This window comes from Pseudarthrobacter sp. KH_020_B (assembly GCF_057840185.1).
The window spans coordinates 3,903,722-3,924,319 of record NZ_CM174506.1 but is presented as its reverse complement, the minus strand read 5'-3'; the positions used below and the strand labels follow the sequence as shown (position 1 = coordinate 3,924,319).

The 20,598-nt window shown below is 67.3% G+C and carries 20 protein-coding genes; 14 read left to right on the top strand and 6 right to left on the bottom strand.

Annotation, left to right across the window (positions count from 1 at the left end; translation table 11 throughout):
- Positions 1 to 7: 7 nt before the first annotated feature.
- Together nth and AC3IT0_RS18245 are read left to right on the top strand one after the other, a co-directional pair.
- Positions 8 to 832 (top strand): endonuclease III, encoded by an 825-nt coding sequence (gene nth, locus AC3IT0_RS18250; protein WP_489321077.1) that lies wholly within the window; start codon positions 8 to 10, stop codon positions 830 to 832.
- Positions 829 to 1,506 (top strand): NUDIX hydrolase, encoded by a 678-nt coding sequence (locus AC3IT0_RS18245; protein ID WP_489321076.1) that lies wholly within the window; start codon positions 829 to 831, stop codon positions 1,504 to 1,506. The genes nth and AC3IT0_RS18245 overlap by 4 nt, the downstream gene beginning before the upstream one ends.
- 92 nt (positions 1,507 to 1,598) lie before the next feature.
- Here AC3IT0_RS18245 and AC3IT0_RS18240 read toward each other — a convergent pair whose 3' ends face one another.
- Both AC3IT0_RS18240 and AC3IT0_RS18235 read right to left on the bottom strand, forming a co-directional pair.
- A complete protein-coding gene (locus AC3IT0_RS18240; protein ID WP_489321075.1) occupies positions 1,599 to 1,718 on the bottom strand; it encodes a hypothetical protein in 120 nt (39 codons plus the stop codon).
- Positions 1,719 to 1,931: 213 nt separating this feature from the next.
- Positions 1,932 to 3,644, bottom strand: coding sequence for a bifunctional 3'-5' exonuclease/DNA polymerase (locus AC3IT0_RS18235; RefSeq protein WP_489321074.1), 1,713 nt, complete (start codon positions 3,642 to 3,644; stop codon positions 1,932 to 1,934).
- A 97-nt stretch (positions 3,645 to 3,741) separates the two neighbouring features.
- Here AC3IT0_RS18235 and AC3IT0_RS18230 point away from each other — a divergent pair, with 97 nt between their 5' ends.
- The 8 genes from AC3IT0_RS18230 (at position 3,742) to AC3IT0_RS18195 (ending at position 9,489) form a co-directional block, all read left to right on the top strand.
- Complete coding sequence (locus AC3IT0_RS18230; protein ID WP_141141581.1) at positions 3,742 to 3,957, top strand: AsnC family protein; 216 nt, start codon at positions 3,742 to 3,744, stop codon at positions 3,955 to 3,957.
- Positions 3,958 to 4,247: 290 nt separating this feature from the next.
- Positions 4,248 to 5,315, top strand: a complete 1,068-nt coding sequence (gene ssd, locus AC3IT0_RS18225; protein ID WP_489321073.1) for a septum site-determining protein Ssd — start codon at positions 4,248 to 4,250, stop codon at positions 5,313 to 5,315.
- On the top strand, positions 5,312 to 6,565 hold the full coding sequence (locus AC3IT0_RS18220; RefSeq protein ID WP_489321072.1) for a TadA family conjugal transfer-associated ATPase: 1,254 nt from the start codon (positions 5,312 to 5,314) through the stop codon (positions 6,563 to 6,565). The genes ssd and AC3IT0_RS18220 overlap by 4 nt, the downstream gene beginning before the upstream one ends.
- Positions 6,562 to 7,458: a type II secretion system F family protein gene (locus tag AC3IT0_RS18215; RefSeq protein ID WP_489321071.1), complete on the top strand. Its 897-nt coding sequence runs from the start codon at positions 6,562 to 6,564 to the stop codon at positions 7,456 to 7,458. Before AC3IT0_RS18220 ends, AC3IT0_RS18215 begins: the two co-directional genes overlap by 4 nt.
- Positions 7,455 to 8,063, top strand: a complete 609-nt coding sequence (locus tag AC3IT0_RS18210) for a type II secretion system F family protein (RefSeq protein WP_489321070.1) — start codon at positions 7,455 to 7,457, stop codon at positions 8,061 to 8,063. The genes AC3IT0_RS18215 and AC3IT0_RS18210 overlap by 4 nt, the downstream gene beginning before the upstream one ends.
- Positions 8,064 to 8,258: 195 nt before the next feature.
- Positions 8,259 to 8,621 carry a DUF4244 domain-containing protein gene (locus tag AC3IT0_RS18205; RefSeq protein ID WP_489321069.1) on the top strand — a complete coding sequence of 121 codons (363 nt, stop codon included), beginning with the start codon at positions 8,259 to 8,261 and terminating at the stop codon, positions 8,619 to 8,621.
- A complete protein-coding gene (locus tag AC3IT0_RS18200; RefSeq protein ID WP_489321068.1) occupies positions 8,618 to 9,133 on the top strand; it encodes a TadE family type IV pilus minor pilin in 516 nt (171 codons plus the stop codon). Before AC3IT0_RS18205 ends, AC3IT0_RS18200 begins: the two co-directional genes overlap by 4 nt.
- Positions 9,130 to 9,489 carry an Rv3654c family TadE-like protein gene (locus AC3IT0_RS18195; RefSeq protein WP_489321067.1) on the top strand — a complete coding sequence of 120 codons (360 nt, stop codon included), beginning with the start codon at positions 9,130 to 9,132 and terminating at the stop codon, positions 9,487 to 9,489. Before AC3IT0_RS18200 ends, AC3IT0_RS18195 begins: the two co-directional genes overlap by 4 nt.
- Here the strand turns inward: AC3IT0_RS18195 and AC3IT0_RS18190 are convergent.
- Both AC3IT0_RS18190 and AC3IT0_RS18185 read right to left on the bottom strand, forming a co-directional pair.
- Positions 9,462 to 11,891, bottom strand: coding sequence for a DEAD/DEAH box helicase (locus tag AC3IT0_RS18190; RefSeq protein WP_489321066.1), 2,430 nt, complete (start codon positions 11,889 to 11,891; stop codon positions 9,462 to 9,464). The two genes, AC3IT0_RS18195 and AC3IT0_RS18190, sit on opposite strands and share 28 nt — an antisense overlap.
- 27 nt (positions 11,892 to 11,918) lie before the next feature.
- A complete protein-coding gene (locus AC3IT0_RS18185; RefSeq protein WP_489321065.1) occupies positions 11,919 to 12,611 on the bottom strand; it encodes a GNAT family N-acetyltransferase in 693 nt (230 codons plus the stop codon).
- 378 nt (positions 12,612 to 12,989) lie between these two features.
- On the opposite strand from AC3IT0_RS18185, the gene trhO reads away from it, so the two are divergent.
- The gene (trhO, locus tag AC3IT0_RS18180) at positions 12,990 to 13,883 is read left to right on the top strand and encodes an oxygen-dependent tRNA uridine(34) hydroxylase TrhO (protein ID WP_489321064.1); all 894 of its coding nucleotides are present in this window, start codon (positions 12,990 to 12,992) and stop codon (positions 13,881 to 13,883) included.
- 37 nt (positions 13,884 to 13,920) lie between these two features.
- On the opposite strand, the gene AC3IT0_RS18175 is transcribed toward trhO, so the two are convergent.
- Positions 13,921 to 14,517 (bottom strand): DUF6023 family protein, encoded by a 597-nt coding sequence (locus AC3IT0_RS18175; RefSeq protein WP_489321063.1) that lies wholly within the window; start codon positions 14,515 to 14,517, stop codon positions 13,921 to 13,923.
- Between the two features lie 78 nt (positions 14,518 to 14,595).
- Positions 14,596 to 15,036: a DUF6023 family protein gene (locus tag AC3IT0_RS18170; protein ID WP_489321062.1), complete on the bottom strand. Its 441-nt coding sequence runs from the start codon at positions 15,034 to 15,036 to the stop codon at positions 14,596 to 14,598.
- A 103-nt stretch (positions 15,037 to 15,139) separates the two neighbouring features.
- On the opposite strand from AC3IT0_RS18170, the gene AC3IT0_RS18165 reads away from it, so the two are divergent.
- The 3 genes from AC3IT0_RS18165 to topA all read left to right on the top strand — a co-directional run bounded on the left by AC3IT0_RS18165 (position 15,140) and on the right by topA (position 20,533).
- On the top strand, positions 15,140 to 15,922 hold the full coding sequence (locus AC3IT0_RS18165; protein ID WP_489321061.1) for a MerR family transcriptional regulator: 783 nt from the start codon (positions 15,140 to 15,142) through the stop codon (positions 15,920 to 15,922).
- A gap of 39 nt (positions 15,923 to 15,961) precedes the next feature.
- On the top strand, positions 15,962 to 17,647 hold the full coding sequence (locus AC3IT0_RS18160; protein ID WP_489321060.1) for a DUF7059 domain-containing protein: 1,686 nt from the start codon (positions 15,962 to 15,964) through the stop codon (positions 17,645 to 17,647).
- 156 nt (positions 17,648 to 17,803) lie between these two features.
- Positions 17,804 to 20,533 carry a type I DNA topoisomerase gene (gene topA, locus AC3IT0_RS18155; protein ID WP_489321059.1) on the top strand — a complete coding sequence of 910 codons (2,730 nt, stop codon included), beginning with the start codon at positions 17,804 to 17,806 and terminating at the stop codon, positions 20,531 to 20,533.
- The last annotated feature ends 65 nt before the right edge of the window (positions 20,534 to 20,598 follow it).

The window sequence follows — 20,598 nt, the reverse complement described above, 5'->3', positions numbered from 1 at the left end:
CGGCCCCGTGGCCCCGTCCCGTAGACCCGGATCCGGCCCGGCCACAACAGCCCCGGAGTCTTTGCTGGCATTGAAGCGCCGGGCGCGGCGGATCAACAGGGCGCTGGCGGAGAAGTACCCGTACGCCCATGCGGAGCTGGATTTCCGGAACCCGTTCGAGCTGGTCGTGGCCACGGTCCTGTCGGCCCAGACCACCGATGTGCTGGTCAACCAGGTCACCAAAATCCTGTTCGCGCGGTACCCGGACGCCCGCGCCATGTCCGAAGCCGATCCCGCCGAGCTGGAAGCGATCCTGCAGCCCACCGGGTTTTTCCGGGCCAAAACGAAGAACGTGCTGGCACTGAGCACCCGCCTGGTGGACGAGTACGACGGCGTGGTCCCCGGCCGGCTGGAAGACCTGGTGACGCTGCCGGGAGTGGGGCGCAAAACCGCCAACGTGGTGCTGGGCAATGCCTTCGGCGTCCCCGGGATCACTGTGGATACGCACTTCGGCCGGCTCGCACAGCGCTTCGGCTGGACCGCGTCCGAGGACCCGGTGCAGATCGAATTCGACGTCGCCGAGCTGTTTGAGCCCAAGGACTGGACCATGCTCTCGCACCGGGTGGTGTTCCATGGGCGGCGGGTGTGCCACTCACGGAAGCCTGCCTGCGGTGCGTGTCCGGTAGCCAACTGGTGCCCCAGCTATGGGTTGGGCGAGACCGATCCCGTCAAGGCCGCCAAGCTCCTCAAATACGAGCTGGCACCCGGGAGCGAGGCTTTGTTGGAGCGGTTGCTCGCCGAGACGCACCGTGCCGCCGAAATCCGGATGGAATCCCAGAGGCGGCTCCCGTGAGCGCACGCCAGGACCTGATCGACCTGGTGCGCAGATCGGACAGCGGCGACGTGACCGCTCCGAACACTGCCTGGGCGGCCCTGACCGTGGACGAAACCATAGCCCGCAAGGCCGCAGTTCTTATGCTTTTTGGTGTGCTGGACGACGTTCCGGCTGCCTCCGACAAACCCTTGGCTGCGGCGGATCTTGACGTCCTGCTGCTGGAACGCGCGCACACCCTGGATTCCCATCCCGGCCAGGTCGCCTTTCCGGGCGGTTCCATCGACGCGGACGAAACCCCGGTTGCCGCCGCCCTGCGCGAAGCCGAAGAGGAGACCGGGCTGGACTCCGCCGGTGTGGAGGTCCTCGGCTCGCTGCAGGAGCTTGGGCTGGCCCGCAGCAACTTCCTGGTGACGCCGGTGCTCGGGTGGTGGGCGTCGCCGTCGCCCGTGCACGTGGTGGACTACGCCGAATCCGCCCAGGTTTTCCGGATCCCGGTCCGGGACCTGCTGGACCCGGCCAACAGGGTGACCGCCACGGTCAGCCGCGATGGCAGGACCTTCAGCAGCCCCGCTTTTACCGTCAGTGGCGTGCTGGTCTGGGGCTTCACCGGGATCATTCTGGATGGACTCTTTGAGCAGCTGGGCTGGGCCGTGCCGTGGGACCGGAGCCGGCTGCACGAGGTGGTCTTCTAAAGCACCGGGGTCTGCTGACGCCGGTGTGGCCCGGCGGGACTGGACCCGCCGGGCGTGCACCATGTGAGTGCGCCGGCTTTAGCTGGCGTGAACTAGCTGGCGACCGGCTGCTTCCGGAGGTCAACTACAACGCCGGTGGCCGCGTTTTCACGCAGCGCATTGATGCCGTCCTTCAACGCACCGAGATGCTTGAAGTCGGGCGAAACCGCCACGATATTCCCGTTTGAGTCGGTGAGCCTCAGCCGATAGCACTCGTCACTTACACGATGTATTTCAAACCTGCCAGCCATATGCCGGACCTCCCCTGATATGCGTCTTTGCACTAATAGCTGAACCGTCTGCTTCAGTCCTGCTCCGATGTAACCATGGTCACAGCGGTTCGGCCAGCTACTCCCGGGTAGGTTTCTTCCGGCTAACCGAATTTGCTATTTTGCGTGGTCGTAGGAGTCCACCACGGCCACGCTGACGGGGAATTCCACCGGGATGGGGCCAAAAAGCAGTTCCTTCGCGGCCGCGGCAGCCTCCTCGATGGCCCGGATGCAGGCCTGGACGCCGGCCTCGGGGGCGTGGACCATCACCTCGTCGTGCAGGAAGAACGCCAGCTCCGCCTGAACGGTACCGTCGGCACGTAGGGCCCGCAGCCGCCGTCGTAATTCCGCCAGCCAGCACGCTGCCCAGTCAGCGGCGGATCCCTGCACCACAAAGTTGCGGGTGAAGCGGCCGCGGGAACGGGCAATGGATTCTGCGCGGCGCTGCTCCTCTGCGGTGGCCGACTGCTGGCTCCGGTACCACCCTTGGGACGGCGGCGGGCTGCTCCGGCCAAGCCGGGTGGTCACGGTGCCGCCGGCCTCGCCGTCGCGCGCCGCCTGCTCCACAAAGCCGACGGCGCGCGGGTAGGTCCGTGCCAGCTGCGGCATCAGGCGCCCGGATTCGCCCGTGGTGGCGCCATAGATGGCGCCCAGGAGGGCGATCTTCGCCTTGGCGCGGTCGCCGCCGAAACCCTGGGCGGCGATGCCGGCGTACAGGTCCTTGTCGCGCGCGGCTTCAGCCATTTTGGAGTCCTGCGCCAGCGCCACCAGCACCCGGGGTTCCAGCTGGGAGGCGTCCGCGACGATGAGCTTGTGGCCGGGATCCGCATGGACGGCGCCGCGGATCTGGCGCGGGATCTGCAGGGCCCCGCCGCCCCGTGAGGCCCAGCGGCCGGACACCACACCGCCCACCACATATTCGGGCTGGAAACGGCCGTTGGCTACCCATGCGTCCAGCCAGGCCCAGCCATTGGCGGTGTGCAGGCGGGACAGTTTCTTGTAGGCGAGGAGCGGTTCGATGGCGGGGTGACTGGACTCCATCAGCTCCCACTGCCGCGTGCTTTTCACCTCGATGCCGTTCCGGTGCAGGGCCCGCATCAGTTCCTGCGGCGAGTCCGGGTTCAGTCCGGGCGAGCTGAGCAGCCCCCGCAGTTCAGTGTTCAGGGCCTCCAGCTTCGCGGGGCGGTGACCTGACGGCGGGCGGGGCCCGAGGTGGTCGGCCAGGATCTGCTCATGCAGGTCCTCGCGCCAAGGGACGCCGGTGTGCTGCATCTCCGCGGCGATCATGGCGCCGGCGGATTCGGCGGCCAGCAGCAGCTGGAGCCGCTTCCGCTTGTTTTCCTCCGGAGCTGCCGAGGCCAGGGCTGCCTGCTGCCCGGCATATTCTGCGCGGAGCTCCGCCAGGGTGTGACGCGGTGTTCTCTGGCGAACGTCGTCAAAGAGCGCGCCCTGGTCCGCCGGCGGGGGCGGCGGCTGGAGGGTACGGGGCAGCTCCTGCGGATCGTCCAGCGATTCCTTGTCGGCGTTCTTGGCGTACTCCGTGTGAGCGGTGAACTGCGAATACGCCAGGATATTTCCGCACAGGCTGAGGTCATAGCAGCGGTCCACTTCCACGCCCGCCGCAAGCAACTCGGGGTACCAGTCCTGGGTCCGGTGCCAGATCCAGCGGGGCGGCGCCTCGCGGGGCCGGTTTTCCAGCTGGCGTACGACGCCGGCCAGCTCGCCTGCGCTGATGAGGCGCGGTTCGGGGCGGTCGGGGTGCGGATCGCCGGCCTGGGTGACCTGCTGGAGGGCTGCGCCGTGGGCGTGGGCGGCGAGCAGCAGATACATAGGTCCAATTCTGCCCTGTGGCGGGGACATTCAAGCCCCAAATCCCGCGCCGTCAACATGTGTTGACGGTCCTCCATTCGTCAACTAAAGTTGACGAATGGAGGTAGAGCGGATGAAAACGCTGGTCGCATCAATGGACGGGAAAGGCCCCGCTGAAGCGCTGTACGCGGTGGCGGAACTGCAGAAGGAGGTCGGCCGCGCCGAAGCAGCCCTGGTCCGCAAGGCGCGCCAGGCCGGTCTGTCTTGGGAGGCCATTGCCCTCTGCCTTGGGGTCAGCAAGCAGGCCGTCCACCGCAAATACGGGAAGCAGTAAACCGGGCGGGCCGTTCGGCCCGTCTTTCTGTCCGGCCTTTCGGCCGCGTGGGGGAGTTGTCCACATACGGTGGTATGGCCCTGTTTCTCCCCTTGAGTTCGGTGGAGAGTTGCTGCATGAGCAGGCACCAGCTATCGCCACCCCCTTCCGAGCGGCCTTCCGCCCAGCTGTCCCGTGCCCGGCCCTCCCCTCTCCAAGGATCTGAATCCGGTGGTTCCCAGGCCCGTGGTTCCGCGTCCCGTGTTTCCCAGGCCCGTGCGTCTGCCTCGGGACAAGCGGCAGGAGCTTGGTTGCCGGACCCCACTGGTGCCGAGGTCCTCCTGGTCACCGGCTACGACTTTCTGCAGGGCGAAGTGGAACGGATTGTGGCTGCCGCCGGCGGCCAGCTGCGTGTGGTGGCGGACGTGGCAGATGCCGCCAAGTACTGGGACGCCGCGGCCGCAGTATTGGTGGGGAGCGATGTCCGTGAGCTGCCGCCGCGACGACGCGGCCCTGCCGTGCTGGTGGGCCTGAACGGGGAGGGGGACAGCCTCTGGCACCTGGCCACAGCCCTCGGAGCGGAGCGGGTGGCGGTGCTTCCGGATGCCGCGGCCTGGCTGGCAGAGTACCTGAGCCGGTCGCGGTCGCCCGAAGCGGGAGGGCTGGTCCTCGGGATAACAGGCGGCTGCGGCGGTGCCGGTGCCACCACCGCCGCAATCTGGGTCGCCCAGGCGGCCGCCGGGCTGGGTGTTCGCGTGTTGCTTGTTGACGGGGACCCCTGGGGTGGTGGCCTGGAACTGGCGCTGGCGGCTGAGGAGACGCCGGGGCTGCGCTGGCCTGACCTGTCCGACGCGAGCGGGAGCATCGATCCCGAGCAGCTGGCCGATTCACTGCCGGTCGCCGGCGGGTTTTCCTTCCTGTCCTGGCCCGGCAGCCGCGACCGTCAGGCACCGGTGGATGCCGCCACCACCGGTGGTGTGCTGGATGCGGCCCGGCGGGGCTATGAACTGGTGGTGGTGGACATCGGCCGGGGCGCCGACCCCGTGCGCATGTTTGCCTGGGACTGTGACCGCATCCTGGTGGTGGTGCCGACGCAACTGAAGGCGGCGGTGGCCACGGCCCGGCTGCTTCACGAGCTTCCGCCGGTTGAGGCGGCCCTCCTGGTCCGGGGCAAGGCCGGTGCCGCGCTGGATGCCGGATTGATTGCGGACGCCGTCGGGCTGCCGGTCCAGGGCAGGCTTCCGGAACTGCGCGGTGTTGCTGCTGCCGGGGAAAACGGACGGCTCCTTGACGTGGGCAAACGGCGGAGCGTCAGGCATTTCGCCGCCTCGGTGCTCGATCTGCTGGACGGCGACATCCCCGTCGGAGACCTGCCGTGAGCGCGCGGCAGCCGGTCCCGCCGCCGTCGCCCCCGGACCAGCGGACCGGGGCACGCCGTCGGCAGGCCCGCGTCCTGGATCCGCGTCTCGTGGATTCGGCGCTGTTGGAAACGGTCCGTGAATCAGTCATGGCCGACGCCGGACCTGTCACCCCGTCCCGGGTTGCCGCCGCGGTCCAGGCCACGGGGCGGCTGCTGGGGACGGCCGGCTCCCTCGCCGCCGTTGAACGGATCAGCGCCGAGCTGAACGGGCTTGGCCCGCTCCAGGAACTGACCAGGGACATCCACGTTACCGATATCTTCGTCAACGCCCCGGACTCGGTGTGGATCGACCGGGGCCAGGGCATCGAACCGGCAGGCGTTTCGTTTTCCGGCGAGGCGCAGGTTCGGGCTCTGGCATCGCGGCTTGTGGCTGCCGGCGGCAGGCGGCTGGACGACGGGTCCCCGTGCGTTGATGTCAGGCTCGACGGCGGCTACCGCGTCCACGCCGTCCTGCCGCCCATTTCGACAGCCGGCACCCTGCTGAGCGTCCGGATCAGGCGGGAGCACGTTTTCTCCATGGACGAACTCCGTGCCGGCGGCATGTTCGGCAGTGTGGTCCACGATGTCCTTGAACGCGTTGTTGAGCAGCGGCTGAGTTTCCTGATCAGCGGGGCCACGGGTTCCGGGAAGACCACCCTGCTCTCCACCCTGCTGGGGCTGTGCTCCCCGGCAGAACGGCTGGTCCTGATCGAGGACGCGTCCGAACTGAACCCGGTCCATCCGCACATTGTGTCGCTCGAGTCCCGCCACGGAAACCTCGAAGGCGGCGGCGAAGTGGACCTCGGCGAACTCGTCCGGCAGGCACTTCGGATGCGGCCGGATCGCCTGGTAGTGGGCGAATGCCGTGGTGCCGAGGTCCGGGAACTCCTGACTGCCATGAACACCGGCCACACCGGCGGGGGAGGGACCATCCATGCAAACGCTGCCACCGCTGTCCCGGCCCGCCTCACAGCCTTGGGCGCACTGGCAGGCATGGACCAGGACGCGGTCCGGCTGCAGGCAGCCAGCGCCTTGGACGTGGTGGTCCACGTTGAGCGGTCCAGCCACGGCCGGCATGTTGCCTGCGTGGGCGTGGTGCAGGACGGTCCCGGTGGGCTTACCGTGATTCCGGCGTTGGAGACCAGGCGAGGCCAGGCCTGCACCGGTCCGGCATGGGAGGCGCTGAGCTCGCGGCTGGGGCTGTCCCTCGAGCCTGGTGCCGCCGCATGACACTTGTTCTTGCCGTGGTCCTCGGGCTGGCGGTCGCGCTGCTCTTCAGCCCGCCCGGCGGTGCCACAGGCCGTTTCCGGCGGGCCGTGGGGAGGGCAGAACCTGGCCTCGCCGGCCGCGTTGGCGTCGGACTTAGCGGCGCCAGGTCCGGCGGCACCAGAACGGGCGGCTCGTGGCGCAAGGTGCTCCGTGCCGGACCGGAACGGAGTGACCTGTCCCTGACCCTTGTGGTGCAGCAGCTTGCTGCGCTTCTGAAGGGCGGCCGCACTCCCGCACGGCTGTGGGATGAACTGTGGCTGGTCCACGGTGGCCGCCCGGAGCCAGGTTCCGCAAATACGGACGCAGGTTCACGCGCGTCGCAGGACCTTGCCGGCAGGGCTGGACCGTCCCGTGGGTCAGCGGCCGGGCGCACCGGTCCGAGCCTCAGCGCACGTTCCCTGGTAATGCTTGGCGCTGTCCGGGCGGCAGCGTTCCGGGGCGCACCGGTGTCTGAAGCGATCCGGAAGGCTGTGCAAGCGGAGGCTTCGCGCGCCGACAGCAGGGAGTTACGGATCTGGTGTGAGTTGGCCGCGTGCTTTGACATTGCCGAAGCCAGCGGCTGTCCGCTGGCTGATGTCCTGGCGCGGTTTGCGGCACAACTGGAGGTGGAAGATGATGCTGAGGCCGCACGGCAGACAGCCCTCGCCGGACCCAAGGCCACGGTCAGTCTGCTGACATGGCTCCCGCTGATGGGACTGGGCCTGGGAATAGCGCTGGGCGTGGATCCCCTGGCAATCCTGATCGGGACCCCGCTGGGAATGGCGGCGCTCGCGGCGGGAGTTGGCCTCACCATCGCCGGAAGAATCTGGTCCGCCCGCCTGGTCGGTGCTGCCGCCGGAGCCGGGGCGCCATGACGGACATCCTTGTGCCGGGGCTTGCCTTGGCTGTTGTTCTGGCTGCTGCCGCCTGCCTTGCCTTTTCGTATCCAAGCCGGGTCCGAAAGCGTCTGCGGAGACTGCACTGGGACGTAGGTGCACGGTCGCGAGGGGCCGATGAAGCACTCACTGAAGGCGGCCGTCTGCACGGATTGCGTGACACGGCCATGATGCTTGAGCTCGTGGCCGCGATGCTTGACGCAGGCTCAGGGATTGGACGGTCCCTCGACCTTGTGGCGGCCTCGGCCTCCACGGACTACGGCAGGGCGCTGCGTCCGGTGGTGTCTGCGCTCGCCATCGGAGCCGACTGGGAGACAGCTTGGCGCAGTTCCGAAGTCCGGCTTCCAGAGATCCTGGAATTGCGTGACGCACTGGGATTCGCCGCCCTGACCGGAGCGCCGTCGTCGGCCATCCTTTACGCGCAGGCAGCCAGGCTGCGCCGGGAAAGATTCCGCGCCGCGGAGAAACGGGCGGCCTCGCTCGGGGTGAAGCTGGTCATTCCGCTGGGCCTGTGCTCGCTCCCGGCCTTTATCTGCCTGGGCGTTGTCCCGGTCCTGCTGGCACTGGTGCCGTCCGGGTCCTGACTCCCGTCCCGCCCTCCACACCCCGGCCAGTCCTCCACACGCCGTCCCTTCCTCCACACGCCGTCCTGTCCTCCACACCTGCTCAAAGCCGAGCTTATCCACTTACGGGATGTTGGCCCTTACCGAGATATGCGGAGCCGGGAAGAGTCGAATCAGCCGGCAACTGGGCCGGAGCACAGAAGGGAAACCGTCACCATGACCATCTTCCAAAACAGCCTTTCCGCCGCCCCTGCGCCGGAGCCCAGCAGCGCGGCAAAGGGCGCCAGGCCACGGGACTTGGGAACACGCTCCAATGCAGGATTGGGCGCGTGCACCTGCCAACGGCAGGAGTCCCCAGAGCTCGCAGGCAACGTTGTGGACCTGTACCCCGGTGCCAGCGAGGCGAAGAAGCGCCGGGCCCGGGGTACTGCTTCCGAAGCTGGAATGGCAACGGCCGAATATGCCATTGCCACCCTGGCCGCCGTGGGGTTCGCCGGACTCCTTGTCTTCATTCTCCGCAGCGACGAAGTACGCGGATTCCTGTTGACCCTCATCCGCACGGCGCTGGCCTTGCCATGAGTCTGCCGCCGGCAGCGCTGCAACGGGCCAATGACCGTTGCAGCGGCCGGGACCAAGGCGGGAACAGCCGCTGGGTGCCGGGTCCGGCGGTCTCGTTCAGTCGCTGGCGCCGTGGGCCGGGGAATGCCCACGGCGCCGTGACGGCGGAGTTCGCGGTAGCGCTGCCGGTAGTCCTGTTGCTTCTCGCACTGCTCTTGGCGGGAGCCTCAGCGGGCGTCACCCAACTGAGGCTCGAGGAGGCGGCGCTCGCCGGCGCCAGGGCGCTGGCCCGCGGCGAGGACCCGGCCGCGGTGCAGGGGATCGTCAGGACCTTGGCGGGGACGTCGGCAACGGCGTCCGTTGCGGCCGAGGGCGAGTGGCTCAGCGTAACGGTGGCTGACGGTGTGGGCGGGCCGCTGGGGGCAACTGTGCCCTGGACGCTCACCGCCAAGGCCACCACGCGGAGCGAAACGCCGTCCGCACACACTCGGCGGTTCGAGCCGGTCCGCGCCGCGGCAGAGGCGACGTCGTGAACAGGCAACCCGAGGACAACACGGAGCGCGGTTCGGGAACAGTCCTGGCTGCAGGACTGGCCATGGTTGTCATCATGGCGATGGCCCTGATGCTGTTGTTCGCGCAGTCCGCGGTGATGGCCAGCAGGGCGGCGGCCGCGGCGGACCTCGCAGCCCTTGCCGCAGCCGATGCCCTGCGTGGGATCACGTCCGGGGACCCCTGCACGGTGGCCGCCGAGGTGGCTGCCCGCCACGCTGCAGCCCTCGTCAGCTGTACCGAAGGGGCCGGCCAGACCGTGATGGTCCGAACCGAGCTGAATGCACGGACACTGGTTGGCGCCGCCACCGGTCAGGCGCGGGCCGGACCGCCGCCCTGAGCGGCCGTGGTGCTGAACGGCTCCGTGCTGGCCAGGAATTCCGCACTGCGGGGAGGCATTTCACGGGCGTCTTTGAGGAGGACGTCGATGAGAGTGACGGCGGCAGCCTTGTCCAGCGGATTGTTCTTGTTCCCGCATTTGGGGGACTGGACGCAGGACGGGCAGCCCGACTCGCATTCACACGCCTTGATGGCGTCGCGCGTCGCGGAGAGCCACACCTTTGCCTTGTCGAAGCCGCGTTCGGCAAAGCCGGCACCGCCGGGGTGCCCGTCATACACAAAGATGGTGGGCACGCCGGTGTCGGCGTGGATGGCCGTGGACACGCCGCCGATGTCCCAACGGTCGCTGGAGGCGACGAGCGGCAGCAGGCCGATCGCTGCGTGCTCGGCGGCGTGCAGGGCCCCCGGGAACTGCGCCTCGATGAGGCCGGCGCCCGTCAGCGAACGGTTCTCGACGACAAACCAGACGGCCTTCGTGAACAGATCCCGGGAGCCAAGTTCCAGCGGCTCCTCACCCAGGATTTCATTTGAAATCAAGGCCTTGCGTTGAAAGGAAACCACCTGTGTTGTCACTTTCACGTCACCGAAGTGCACGGCGATATCGCCCCAGTGCTCAGTCCGGAGTGTCTCGAGCACTTCGATCTGGGTCACGTCCCGGGCCGTTGTGTAGTAGTCGGGGTTGGCACGCCGCACCACCACACAGTGGTCGTCTTCGTTCAGGTCCTCCACCACATAGCTGTCGCCCTGGTGCACGTAGATGGCCCCCGTGTGCGCCTGGTAGTGCGTCTGGGGCGAGTCCATCGTCCCAAGGAGGGAGCCGGTGTCGGCGTCGACGATGCTCACCGGCCCGCCTCCGTCGGCGCGAAGGTTCACCATGGCCGCGGCGCTCTGGGAGTGCGTCCAGAACCAGCCCGCCGGCCGGCGGCGCAGATAGCCCTGCGCCACGAGTTGGCCCAGCAGCTTCTCTGCCGTGCCGCCGAACAGGCCCAGCTCACCCACGCCCAGCGGAAGTTCCGCGGCGGCGGCACACAGATGCGGCCCCAGTACGTACGGATTGGAGGGATCAAAGACGGTGGCCTCCACCGACACATCGAAAATCGCCTCGGGATGGTTCACCAGGTAGGTGTCGAGCGGATCATCGCCGGCCACAAACGCGGCAATGGCATCCTGGCCCGCGCGCCCCGCCCGGCCGATCTGCTGGAACAGCGACGCCCGGGTGCCTGGCCAGCCCGCCACCAGGACGGCATCCAGCCCCGAAATGTCGATCCCCAGTTCAAGGGCGGACGTGCTGGAGACACCCAGCAGCTCGCCGGAGCGGAGGGCCTTTTCCAGGGCCCGCCGTTCTTCCGGCAGGTACCCGGAGCGGTAGGCGGCCACGCGTTGGGGAAGACTGGGATCCACTTCGTCCAGAAGGCGCCTGGTGATCGAAGCGATCGTCTCCGCACCGCGGCGGGACTTGATGAAAGCGATGGTCCGGATCCGGGACGAGACCAGGTTCGCCAGCAGATCGGCCGTTTCAGCGACGGCGGTGCGGCGTTCCCTTGCGCCGTTCTCGCCCTTGAGCTCGGTCAATGCAGGTTCCCAGAAAGCAACGGTGGTGGAACCGTGCGGCGAGCAGTCTTCTGCAACGGCCCGGACCGGCGCCCCGATCAGGCGGCCGAACGATGTGCCTGGTTCCGATGCGGTGGCAGAGGCGGCGATGAACACCGGACCGGGGTGGGTGGTCCCGGCACCGTAGTACGCGCAGATGCGGCGCAGCCGGCGCATCAGGTTGGCCACGTGCGAGCCGAACACCCCGCGGTAGCTGTGCGCCTCATCCACGATCACGTACCGCAGCCGCCGGAAGAAGCTGGCCCACCAGGCGTGATTGGGAAGGATGCCGAAGTGGAGCATGTCCGGATTGGCGAGGATGAAATTGGCGTGGTCCCGGATCCACCGGCGGGACGCGGGGTCGGTATCGCCGTCGTACGTCTCGGCCCGCACGGTGGGCAGCTTCAGGGAACGGATGGCCGTGAGCTGGTCGGCAGCGAGTGCTTTCGTGGGGGAGAGATAAAGCGTCACGGCGCCGTCGTCGTGGATCTTTCCCGGTTCGGACAGGACGCGTAGCTCGGAGCGGTGGACGGCGTCCAGCGCCGGCAGTTGGTAGGCCAGGGACTTTCCGGAGGCGGTGCCGGTGGCGATGACCACATGCTCGCCGCCGTGGGCAAGGTTGGCAGCATGGATCTGGTGCCGGTAGGGCTCGTGGATGCCCAGGGAGCCATAAGCGGTCACGAGATCCGGATGCGCCCACGCCGGCCACGGTTCGTGGACCGCCTGCCGGGCAGGGATGGTGCGGACATGACGCAGCTGTTCCGGGTCCGGGCCTCGGCCCAGCAAAGGAATCAGGGAGTCATGGGGGTTCACCCCAACATTCTTTCACCCGGGGAAAAATCACCCCACGGAAAGGTCGGCACCCTCATCGGAGGTGGACAACATCAGCACGCGGCAAACAGTGGACCAGCCCAGGTGCGAATACAGCTTCTGGCCGTCGATGGAGGCCAGCAGCAGGCCGTTCTCCACGTCCGGCCCGATCGCCTGCGCCGCAAGGGCCTTCATGATGAAGCTGCCCAGGCCGCGGCGCTGGAACGCGGGTTGGACGATAATCTTGTCGAATACGGCTGTCTCGCCCACCACAAAGACCCTGCCGCTCGCCGCCACCGTGTCTCCCGCGCGGACCACCGCGTGGTGGACGCGGTCGAGTTCGGAGGTGACCACGTTCAGGTCGTCGTCGGAGAGCCACGGATCCTCCGTGTCCTGGGTGGTCATGTCCACAATCATCATGGCCTGCGATGCGGACGTAACGTTCAGTCCGTGCTGTTGGGCCAGCGCCGTGAAACGGGCGACGTTGTTGGTGAGGATAGTCAGGACCCTGGCCGGAGCCTCGGCGGTCTTCGCAGCCAGGGCGGCGAACTCGCTATCCGAGGGGTCGTGGGCGAAATACTCCCACTCCCCGGTAGTGTCGGCCCGCAGTGCAGCGGGGAAGCGGCCCTCAACTGATGTCTGGTAACCGCGGCAGCCGGCCCAGCCAGCTACCCAGACTTCAAGAAGGTGTGTGATGTCTTCAACCAAGGCGTCCGGACTCATGTCATGAGGGTATTCCAGCCCCGACACAAGCAACAGGGGTAGGCTGCCCCCGATGTGACTTGATTATGCAATCGTGACCAGCCAAGACTGGCGGCATGCCCGCCACGAAGGATCCGTCCAAGAACACCTTTCCGCTGCCACTGCTGGTCTGTCTCGCTTCAATGGTGGCCATGGTGGGTGGCGCCAGGTATTGGGAGACGGCCACGGGTGTGGGCGGCCGCCGTGACGGCAACCGTGGTGCCCTTCGCCGTCGTCGTCCTGGGGTACCGGGCGGCGGAAACCGCCCTGAACAGGCGCGACGCCGCAACCGCCGCGCGGCAACCCTAGGCCTGGGCTGCCGGCGGGCCCGGTGCCCGGCGACCCAGTACCCTTAAATACGTGGCTTTGAACCGAATTGTGCTCTTTTACGGCTTTACCCCCATCGCTGATCCCGACGCGGTGCGGCTCTGGCAGCGTGCGCTGTGCGAAAAACTCGGGCTGACCGGACGCATCCTCATTTCCAAGGACGGCATCAACGCCACGGTGGGCGGCGAGATCGGCGCGGTCAAGCAATACGTGAAGACCACGCGCGAATACAAGGGCTTCCAGGGCATCGACGTGAAATGGTCCGACGGCGGCGCGGAGGACTTCCCGCGGCTGAGTGTTAAGGTCCGGGACGAGATCGTTTCCTTCGGCGCGCCCGGCGAACTCAAGGTGGATGAGCGCGGCGTCGTGGGCGGCGGAACTCATCTCAAGCCCGAAGAACTGCACGAACTCGTGGAGGCCACAAAACAGGCCGGCGCGGACGTGGTGTTCTTCGATGGCCGCAACGCCTTCGAAGCCCAGATCGGAAAGTTCAAGGACGCGATCGTCCCCGACGTGGCCACCACCCACGACTTCATCAAGGAGCTCGACTCCGGCAAGTACGACGCACTCAAGGACAAACCGGTGGTCACCTACTGCACCGGCGGCATCCGCTGCGAGGTGCTCTCCAGCCTGATGGTGAACCGCGGGTTCAAGCAGGTGTACCAGCTCGACGGCGGCATCGTCCGCTACGGCGAAACGTTCAAGGACAAGGGCCTCTGGGAAGGCTCGCTCTACGTTTTCGACAAACGCATGCACCTGGAGTTCAGCGAGGACGCCAAGACCATCGGTGAGTGTGTCCGCTGCGCCGCGCCCACGAGCAAGTTCGAGAATTGCTCCAACCTGAGTTGCCGCACGCTGACCTTGTACTGCGCCGAGTGTGCCAGCAGCCCGGAGACGCTGCGCTGCCCGGAAGGCTGCGCGGCCTGAACGGTGCGGCCGGATCAAAGCCGGCAGGCACAACAGCTCAGAGCCGGGCCAGCCGGTAAGCGAAATTGGCGGGGGACGGCGCTTCAACCTCGAAATGCAGCACCGTTTCCTTGGACAGGTAGATCACGCTTTCGCGCCGCGATCCGCAGCGCAGGCTGAGGTCCACCATGGTGAATTCGTCATTGCGGACTTTGAAGTCGACGCGCCGCTGGCTCCGGCACACCAGCACCAGAACGTAGGTTCCGGCGGGGAGGGGCTCTGTGGCGTCCGGACGGTTTTCCTCCGCGCGCAACAGACCGAAGGTCCTGTGCGCCACCTGCAGGCCGGGCCCCACTTGGGACTCCGTCAGCCAGGCCTCCATTTCGGCCTCGCTGACGGGATCGTTCCGCCACAGCTCAGCGCGCGGCCCCGGGTCGGTCACTTCCGGCACGGCCGGGGCGTTCTCGGCGGGCCGCCACCCTTCCTCGTACGTGTATTCACATCCGGCGAGCGCAGTTCCGGCCACCACGGCGCCCGCTGTCCAGAGTACGACGGCGGCCCTCACCCGGGTGGGCACGGAGACTGACCGGGACGGGTAAGTGCCCGGACGAGGTACCGCCCTGCGGGGCGGCGGCGCCTCCTGCGTTGCGGGCATACTCCGACTCTATGCTCGGTACGGACCCCAATCCAGAGCGTCGAGGAAGTGAGGGGAACGCTGGTCTGGGGGAGGGGGTTAGGGGCTGCTGCTTGCCAGCTGGTAGGCGTAGATCAGCGGCGCGTCGACGCTGGAGGCGCTGAGCTCCAGCGGTCCGGATTCCGGGAGCGTGATCTTGATGGATTCCCGCGCGCCGTGGCAGGCCGCCCCGAGGTCGGCGATTTCCTGGCCGCCGGACCGCACCGCGAGGAAGGCCTTGCCGCCGCCTTCGCAGACGAGTGTCAGCGTGTACTTGCCTGCCGGGACGGTCTCCGTGTGGTCGATGGGCTGGGCGTTGAGAATCTTGCCCGCGTCCTCGGCAACAATGCCGCTGGCCGACGGCATGGCCGTGGCTTTCCAGGCTGGCACATCGGCGTTCTCCACCGAAAGCTGCTGCGCGCAGCCGGAGGCGCCCAGGAGGACAGCTGCTGCTGCCGCGGCGGCGAGGGCGCGCGGCATGGAGGAAGGGAATAGAACCATGCTTCCAACTTACCCGGCCCCATCTGCCCTCCGTGATTCATGCCCTTGACCTTGACGTTACGTCAACATTTATCGTTGAAGCATCAGCAGGAAGGAGGAGTACATGGACTGGTCCATCCAGGACATCGCCCGGATCGCCGGCACCACCAGCAGGACGCTGCGGCACTACGACGAGATCGGCCTGCTCAAGCCCAGCCGCACTGGCCACAACGGGTACCGCTACTACAACCAGGCGGCGCTGGTGCAGCTCCAGCGCATCCTGCTCCTGCGCGGGCTGGGGCTGGGCCTGCCGGTGATCAGCCAGGTGCTTGACGACGAAACGGACGCCGCCAAGGCACTTACCGGGCATCTCGAATGGCTCAAGCAGGAACAGGACAGGCTGGCGCGGCAGATCGCGTCGGTCACACAAACCATCGAAGCAGTGAAAGGAGGTGGCGAAATCATGGCAGAAGACATGTTCAACGGTTTCGACCACACGCAGTACAAGGACGAGGTGGAGGAACGCTGGGGCAAGGATGCCTATGCGAAGGGGGATTCGTGGTGGCGTGGCATGAGCGCCGACGAGAAGGCCGCCTGGAAGCAGCGCTCGCAGCAGCTGGGCGAGGACTGGATCGCCGCCGCCACAGCAGGTATCGCACCGGACAGCGCGGCGGCCCAGGACATCGCCAGGCGGCACGTCGCCTGGCTGACCGGCATCCCGGGCACACCGGCGTCGGACGCCCGCGGCAAGGGTGACGGAAAAGTCAACGGTGACGTCAAGGGATACGTCACCGGCCTCGGTGAAATGTACGTTGCCGACCCCCGGTTCGCCAAGAACTACGGTGGCGTGGAGGGAGCCGCCTTCGTCCGGGATGCCCTGAAGATCTACGCGGCGGAGAACCTCTAGCCCGTCAGGAGGAAGCCTGCCCGCCAATAGACTTGGGCGGTGACTGATTCCACGCTTTTCCTGGCCGGCAACACCCCCGATGCCCCGCGCAGCGACCTCCCCGGGCTGCTGACGGCGCTCGCCGCGGACCTGCGCCGGGTGGATTACACGCTCGACGGCGTGGCCGGGCTCTTGGGCGAGTCAGCCTTCCGGGCGCTGAACCGGGACCAGATCATCCCGGCACTGCTCGCCACCGAAAGCGCCACAGCGGCTGACACAGCGAACGGTGAGGATACGACGGCGGCGCTCGCCGCCGTCGTACGTCTCTGGCTCCTGGCGGAACCGCTAACGCGGGAAACGCTCGACGCCGCCCTGCCGGGAATCCGGGCGGACGGCCTGGTGGAGCTGGGGCTGCTCGAGCCCGTGCCCGGCGCTGATCAGGCGGGGCAGGACCTGCTGCAGGCCAAGGCGGACCTGCGGCCGTACGGCTGGGACTCCAATGAGGACGGCAGCGGCGGCGCCGAGCTCTGGGTGGCCAGCGACCTCGCCGCGCACCAGCAGGCCGGCATGCTGCGGCACGATCACGTCCTGGGGATCGGGCAGGCGTCCACCACGCTAGTGCAGACCACCATCCGCCGCCACGTCGCCAAAGCCCTGGACCTTGGCACGGGCTGCGGTATCCAGTCGTTCCATCTCCTGCACCATGCCGAGCACGTGACGGCAACGGACATCTCGGAGCGGGCTCTGGCCTTCACCCGGTTTAACCTTCTCCTTAATGCCGAGGCCCTGCACCTGGACCCGGGGCACCTGGAAGACCGGGTGAGCCTGCGGCTGGGGTCGCTCCTGGAGCCGGTGACCGGGGAGGAATTCGAGCTGGTGGTGTCCAACCCGCCGTTTGTCATCACACCGCGCACGTCGGGCGAGCATGCGTCCGGGCAGTTCACGTACCGCGACGGCGGGCTGCCCGGCGATGACATTGTGTCCTCGCTCATCCGGGACCTTCCCTCGGTGCTGGCTCCAGCCGGAACAGCCCAGTTATTGGGCAACTGGGAGGTCGCGGCGGGCACGGCTTGGGCCGAACGGCCGCATAGCTGGGCTAGTCCGGACATGGATGCCTGGTTCATCCAGCGCGAGCAGGTGGGCCCGGAGCAGTACGCCGAAACCTGGCTGCAGGACGCGTCCGAATCCCGCGACCGGAAGCATTACCGGGACGCCTACGCCGCCTACCTGGCGGACTTCGCGTCCCGGAATGTGGCGGGGATCGGTTTCGGGATGATCTGGCTGCGCCGGCCGCCAGCGGAATCCGCCGCCGCCACCATCAGCCGTTTCGAGGAAATCACGTACCCCATTGAGCAGCCCATCGGGCCCCACCTGGGCGCCGCCGTCGAGCGTTCCGACTGGCTGGCCGCCAACAGCCTGGCGGACGCGCACCTGCTTGTGGCGGACGACGTCACCGAGGAACGCCACCAGCGCCCCGGTGCCGAGCACCCCGGCGTGATCCTGCTGCGCCAGGGAGCGGGCCTGCGCCGGACCAATCTGCTCAGCACCGAACTCGCCGGATTTGTCTCCGCCTGCGACGGCGACCTCTCCGTCGGCCAGATCATCGGCGCCCTCGCGGCGCTGCTCGGCGGGAGCCTCGCGGGGGAGGACGGGTTCGACGGCGACGCCTTCCGGAACGGACTGCTCGACGACGTCGCGAACCTGGTCAGCGACGGTTTCCTGGTGCCTTCCGAGCCTGCTGAATAGCCGTTTGGCGGGCTCCGGAACACCCCAACAAGGGGCCCCGGACGTGCCTGATGAACGAGCGGGTTTTCCACATGAATGCGCACGATTGTCCAAAATATGGTGAACTAGGCCAATATGGGCTCATCTGCCCACGCAACCTTTTTCTGTAGGAGCACCGTGCCAAGCAAGGCCAAAACAGGCAAGAAACTCGTGATTGTGGAGTCTCCGGCCAAGAGCAAGACCATCGCCAAGTACCTCGGCGAGGGCTTCATCGTAGAGGCCTCCATCGGTCACATCCGCGACCTGCCGCAGCCGTCTGAGCTCCCCGCAGAACTGAAGAAAACCTCGGTGGGCAAGTTCGCCGTCGACATCGACAACGACTTCAAACCCTATTACGTGGTGTCCGCGGACAAGCGGAAAAAGGTCACCGAGCTGAAGGCCGCGCTCAAGGATGCCGACGCTCTCTATCTCGCAACCGATGGGGACCGCGAGGGCGAGGCCATCGCGTGGCACCTGCTGGAAGTGCTCAAGCCCAAGGTCCCGGTGTACCGGATGACGTTCGGCGAAATCACCAAGGAAGCCATCCACCGCGCCATGGACAACCTGCGCGATGTTGATACGGCCCTGGTGGACGCCCAGGAAACCCGCCGCGTCCTGGACCGCCTTTACGGCTACGAGATTTCCCCGGTGCTGTGGCGCAAGGTGGCCCGCGGCCTGTCCGCCGGCCGCGTCCAGTCGGTGGTCACGCGCATGGTGGTGGACCGTGAACGCGAACGGATGGCCTTCAAGGCCGCCTCGTACTGGGACCTCACGGGCCAGTTCGGCGCCGGTGCAGGTTCGTTCAAGGCGAAGCTCGCCGCGGTTGACGGGCTGAAGGTCGCTTCGGGCCGGGACTTCAACGACGACGGCGTCCTCACCTCGCGCAATGCCGCGCACCTCAACGAGGAACTCGCCACGTCGCTGGCCGCAGGCCTCCAGGATGCGGACTTCCGCGTCCGCTCCGTGGACACCAAGCCGTACACCCGGCGTCCCGCAGCGCCGTTCACCACATCCACGCTGCAGCAGGAGGCCGGCCGCAAGCTCCGCTTCTCCTCCAAGAGCACCATGCAGGTGGCCCAGCGGCTGTACGAAAACGGTTACATCACCTATATGCGTACCGACTCCTCGGCGCTGAGCGACGAAGCCGTCACGGCCGCCCGCCGCCAGGCCTCCGAGCTGTACGGCCCGGAGTACATCCCCGCATCCCCCCGCGTCTACACCAGCAAGGCCGCAAACGCGCAGGAAGCCCACGAGGCCATCCGCCCCGCCGGTGACTCCTTCCGCACGCCGGCGCAGGTGGCCAAGCTGCTTTCCGGTGATGAATTCCGCCTGTACGAGCTGATCTGGAAGCGCACCGTCGCCTCCCAGATGGGCGACGCCAAGGGTTCGACGGCGACCATCCGCCTGGGTGCCGTTGCTACCGATGGACGGGACGCCGAATTCTCCGCCTCCGGTACCGTCATCACCTTCCCCGGCTTCCTCGCCGCCTATGAAGAAGGCAAGGACGAAAGCCGCGGGGACGACGACTCCGACGAAGCCCGGCGGCTGCCGAACGTGGCCAAGGACGATGCCCTCACGGCGTCGGACATTGTGGCCGTCGGCCACGAGACCTCGCCGCCGCCGCGCTTCACCGAAGCATCGCTGACGGCTGAGCTGGAGAAGAAGGGCATCGGCCGCCCGTCCACCTACGCCTCCACCATTTCCACCATCCAGGACCGCGGCTACGTGCGGAAGCAGGGTTCCGCGCTGGTGCCGAGCTGGATCGCCTTCTCCGTGATCCGCCTGCTCGAGCAGCACTTCACGGACTACGTGGACTACGAGTTCACGGCAGACATGGAAGGCGACCTGGACAAGATCGCCAACGGCCAGGCCGTGGGTTCCGCCTGGCTGCGCCATTTCTATTTCGGTGAGGACGCCGACCCCGGACTGCTCAGCATCGTGAACAACCTCGGGGAGATCGATGCCCGGGAAATCAACTCCATTCCCATCACGGATGAGATCACCCTGCGTGTGGGTAAGTTCGGCCCGTACCTGGAAAGTTCCGCGGCCACGGTTGATCCGAAAACCGGCGAAATCGTGGAGAACTCGCGCGCCAACGTTCCCGAGGACCTGGCCCCGGATGAGCTGACGGCCGCGAAGGCCATCGAGCTCATGGAAACCGCTGCGCCGGAAGAACGCGTCCTGGGCGACGACCCGCACACCGGGCACAGCGTCGTCGCCAAGAACGGCCGCTACGGCGCCTACGTCACCGAAGTCATCCCCGAGATGACCGAGGAACAGCTGGCCAACCAGCCCGTTGAGTACTACAAGAACGGCAAGCCGAAGCCGCCGAAAAAGCCCGTCAAGGCCAAGCCGCGCACCGGTTCGCTGTTCGCGTCCATGACCGTGGAATCCGTCACCCTGGACGAAGCGCTGCAGCTCATGAGCCTGCCCCGCGCCCTGGGCGAGGACGCCGAAGGCAACCTCATCACCGTGCAGAACGGCCGCTTCGGCCCGTACCTGAAGAAGGGTACGGACTCGCGCTCCATCGGCACCGAAGAGGAAATCTTCACCATCACGCTGGAGCAGGCGCTGGAGATATACTCCCAGCCAAAGCAGCGCGGCGCCCGTGCCGCGGTGGCACCCCTGGCCGAGTTCGGACCGGACCCCGTTTCCGAGAAGAACATCGTGGTCAAGGAAGGCCGCTTCGGCCCGTACATCACCGACGGCATCACCAACATCACCGTCCCGCGGTCCACGTCCCTGGAGGAACTGACCCGGGAGCAGGCCGTTGAACTCCTCGCCGAGAAACGGGCCAAGGGTCCTGTTAAGCGCACCACAACGGCCCGCAAGGCCCCGGCCAAAAAGAAGGCCCCGGCCAAGAAGTAACACAGGACCGGGATGGCAGAAATCCTCGGCGTGCTCGCTCGTTCCTCGCTTAGACGCACGCTGCC

Excerpts from the sequence above, each read along its gene's own strand:
- AC3IT0_RS18235 (WP_489321074.1), bottom strand. The coding sequence starts at position 3,644 with ATGTATCTGCTGCTCGCCGCCCACGCCCACGGCGCAGCCCTCCAGCAG.
- AC3IT0_RS18230 (WP_141141581.1), top strand. The coding sequence starts at position 3,742 with ATGGAGGTAGAGCGGATGAAAACGCTGGTCGCATCAATGGACGGGAAA.
- AC3IT0_RS18215 (WP_489321071.1), top strand. The coding sequence starts at position 6,562 with ATGACACTTGTTCTTGCCGTGGTCCTCGGGCTGGCGGTCGCGCTGCTC.
- AC3IT0_RS18210 (WP_489321070.1), top strand. The coding sequence starts at position 7,455 with ATGACGGACATCCTTGTGCCGGGGCTTGCCTTGGCTGTTGTTCTGGCT.
- AC3IT0_RS18205 (WP_489321069.1), top strand. The coding sequence starts at position 8,259 with ATGACCATCTTCCAAAACAGCCTTTCCGCCGCCCCTGCGCCGGAGCCC.
- AC3IT0_RS18200 (WP_489321068.1), top strand. The coding sequence starts at position 8,618 with ATGAGTCTGCCGCCGGCAGCGCTGCAACGGGCCAATGACCGTTGCAGC.
- AC3IT0_RS18185 (WP_489321065.1), bottom strand. The coding sequence starts at position 12,611 with ATGAGTCCGGACGCCTTGGTTGAAGACATCACACACCTTCTTGAAGTC.
- AC3IT0_RS18175 (WP_489321063.1), bottom strand. The coding sequence starts at position 14,517 with ATGCCCGCAACGCAGGAGGCGCCGCCGCCCCGCAGGGCGGTACCTCGT.
- AC3IT0_RS18170 (WP_489321062.1), bottom strand. The coding sequence starts at position 15,036 with ATGGTTCTATTCCCTTCCTCCATGCCGCGCGCCCTCGCCGCCGCGGCA.
- AC3IT0_RS18165 (WP_489321061.1), top strand. The coding sequence starts at position 15,140 with ATGGACTGGTCCATCCAGGACATCGCCCGGATCGCCGGCACCACCAGC.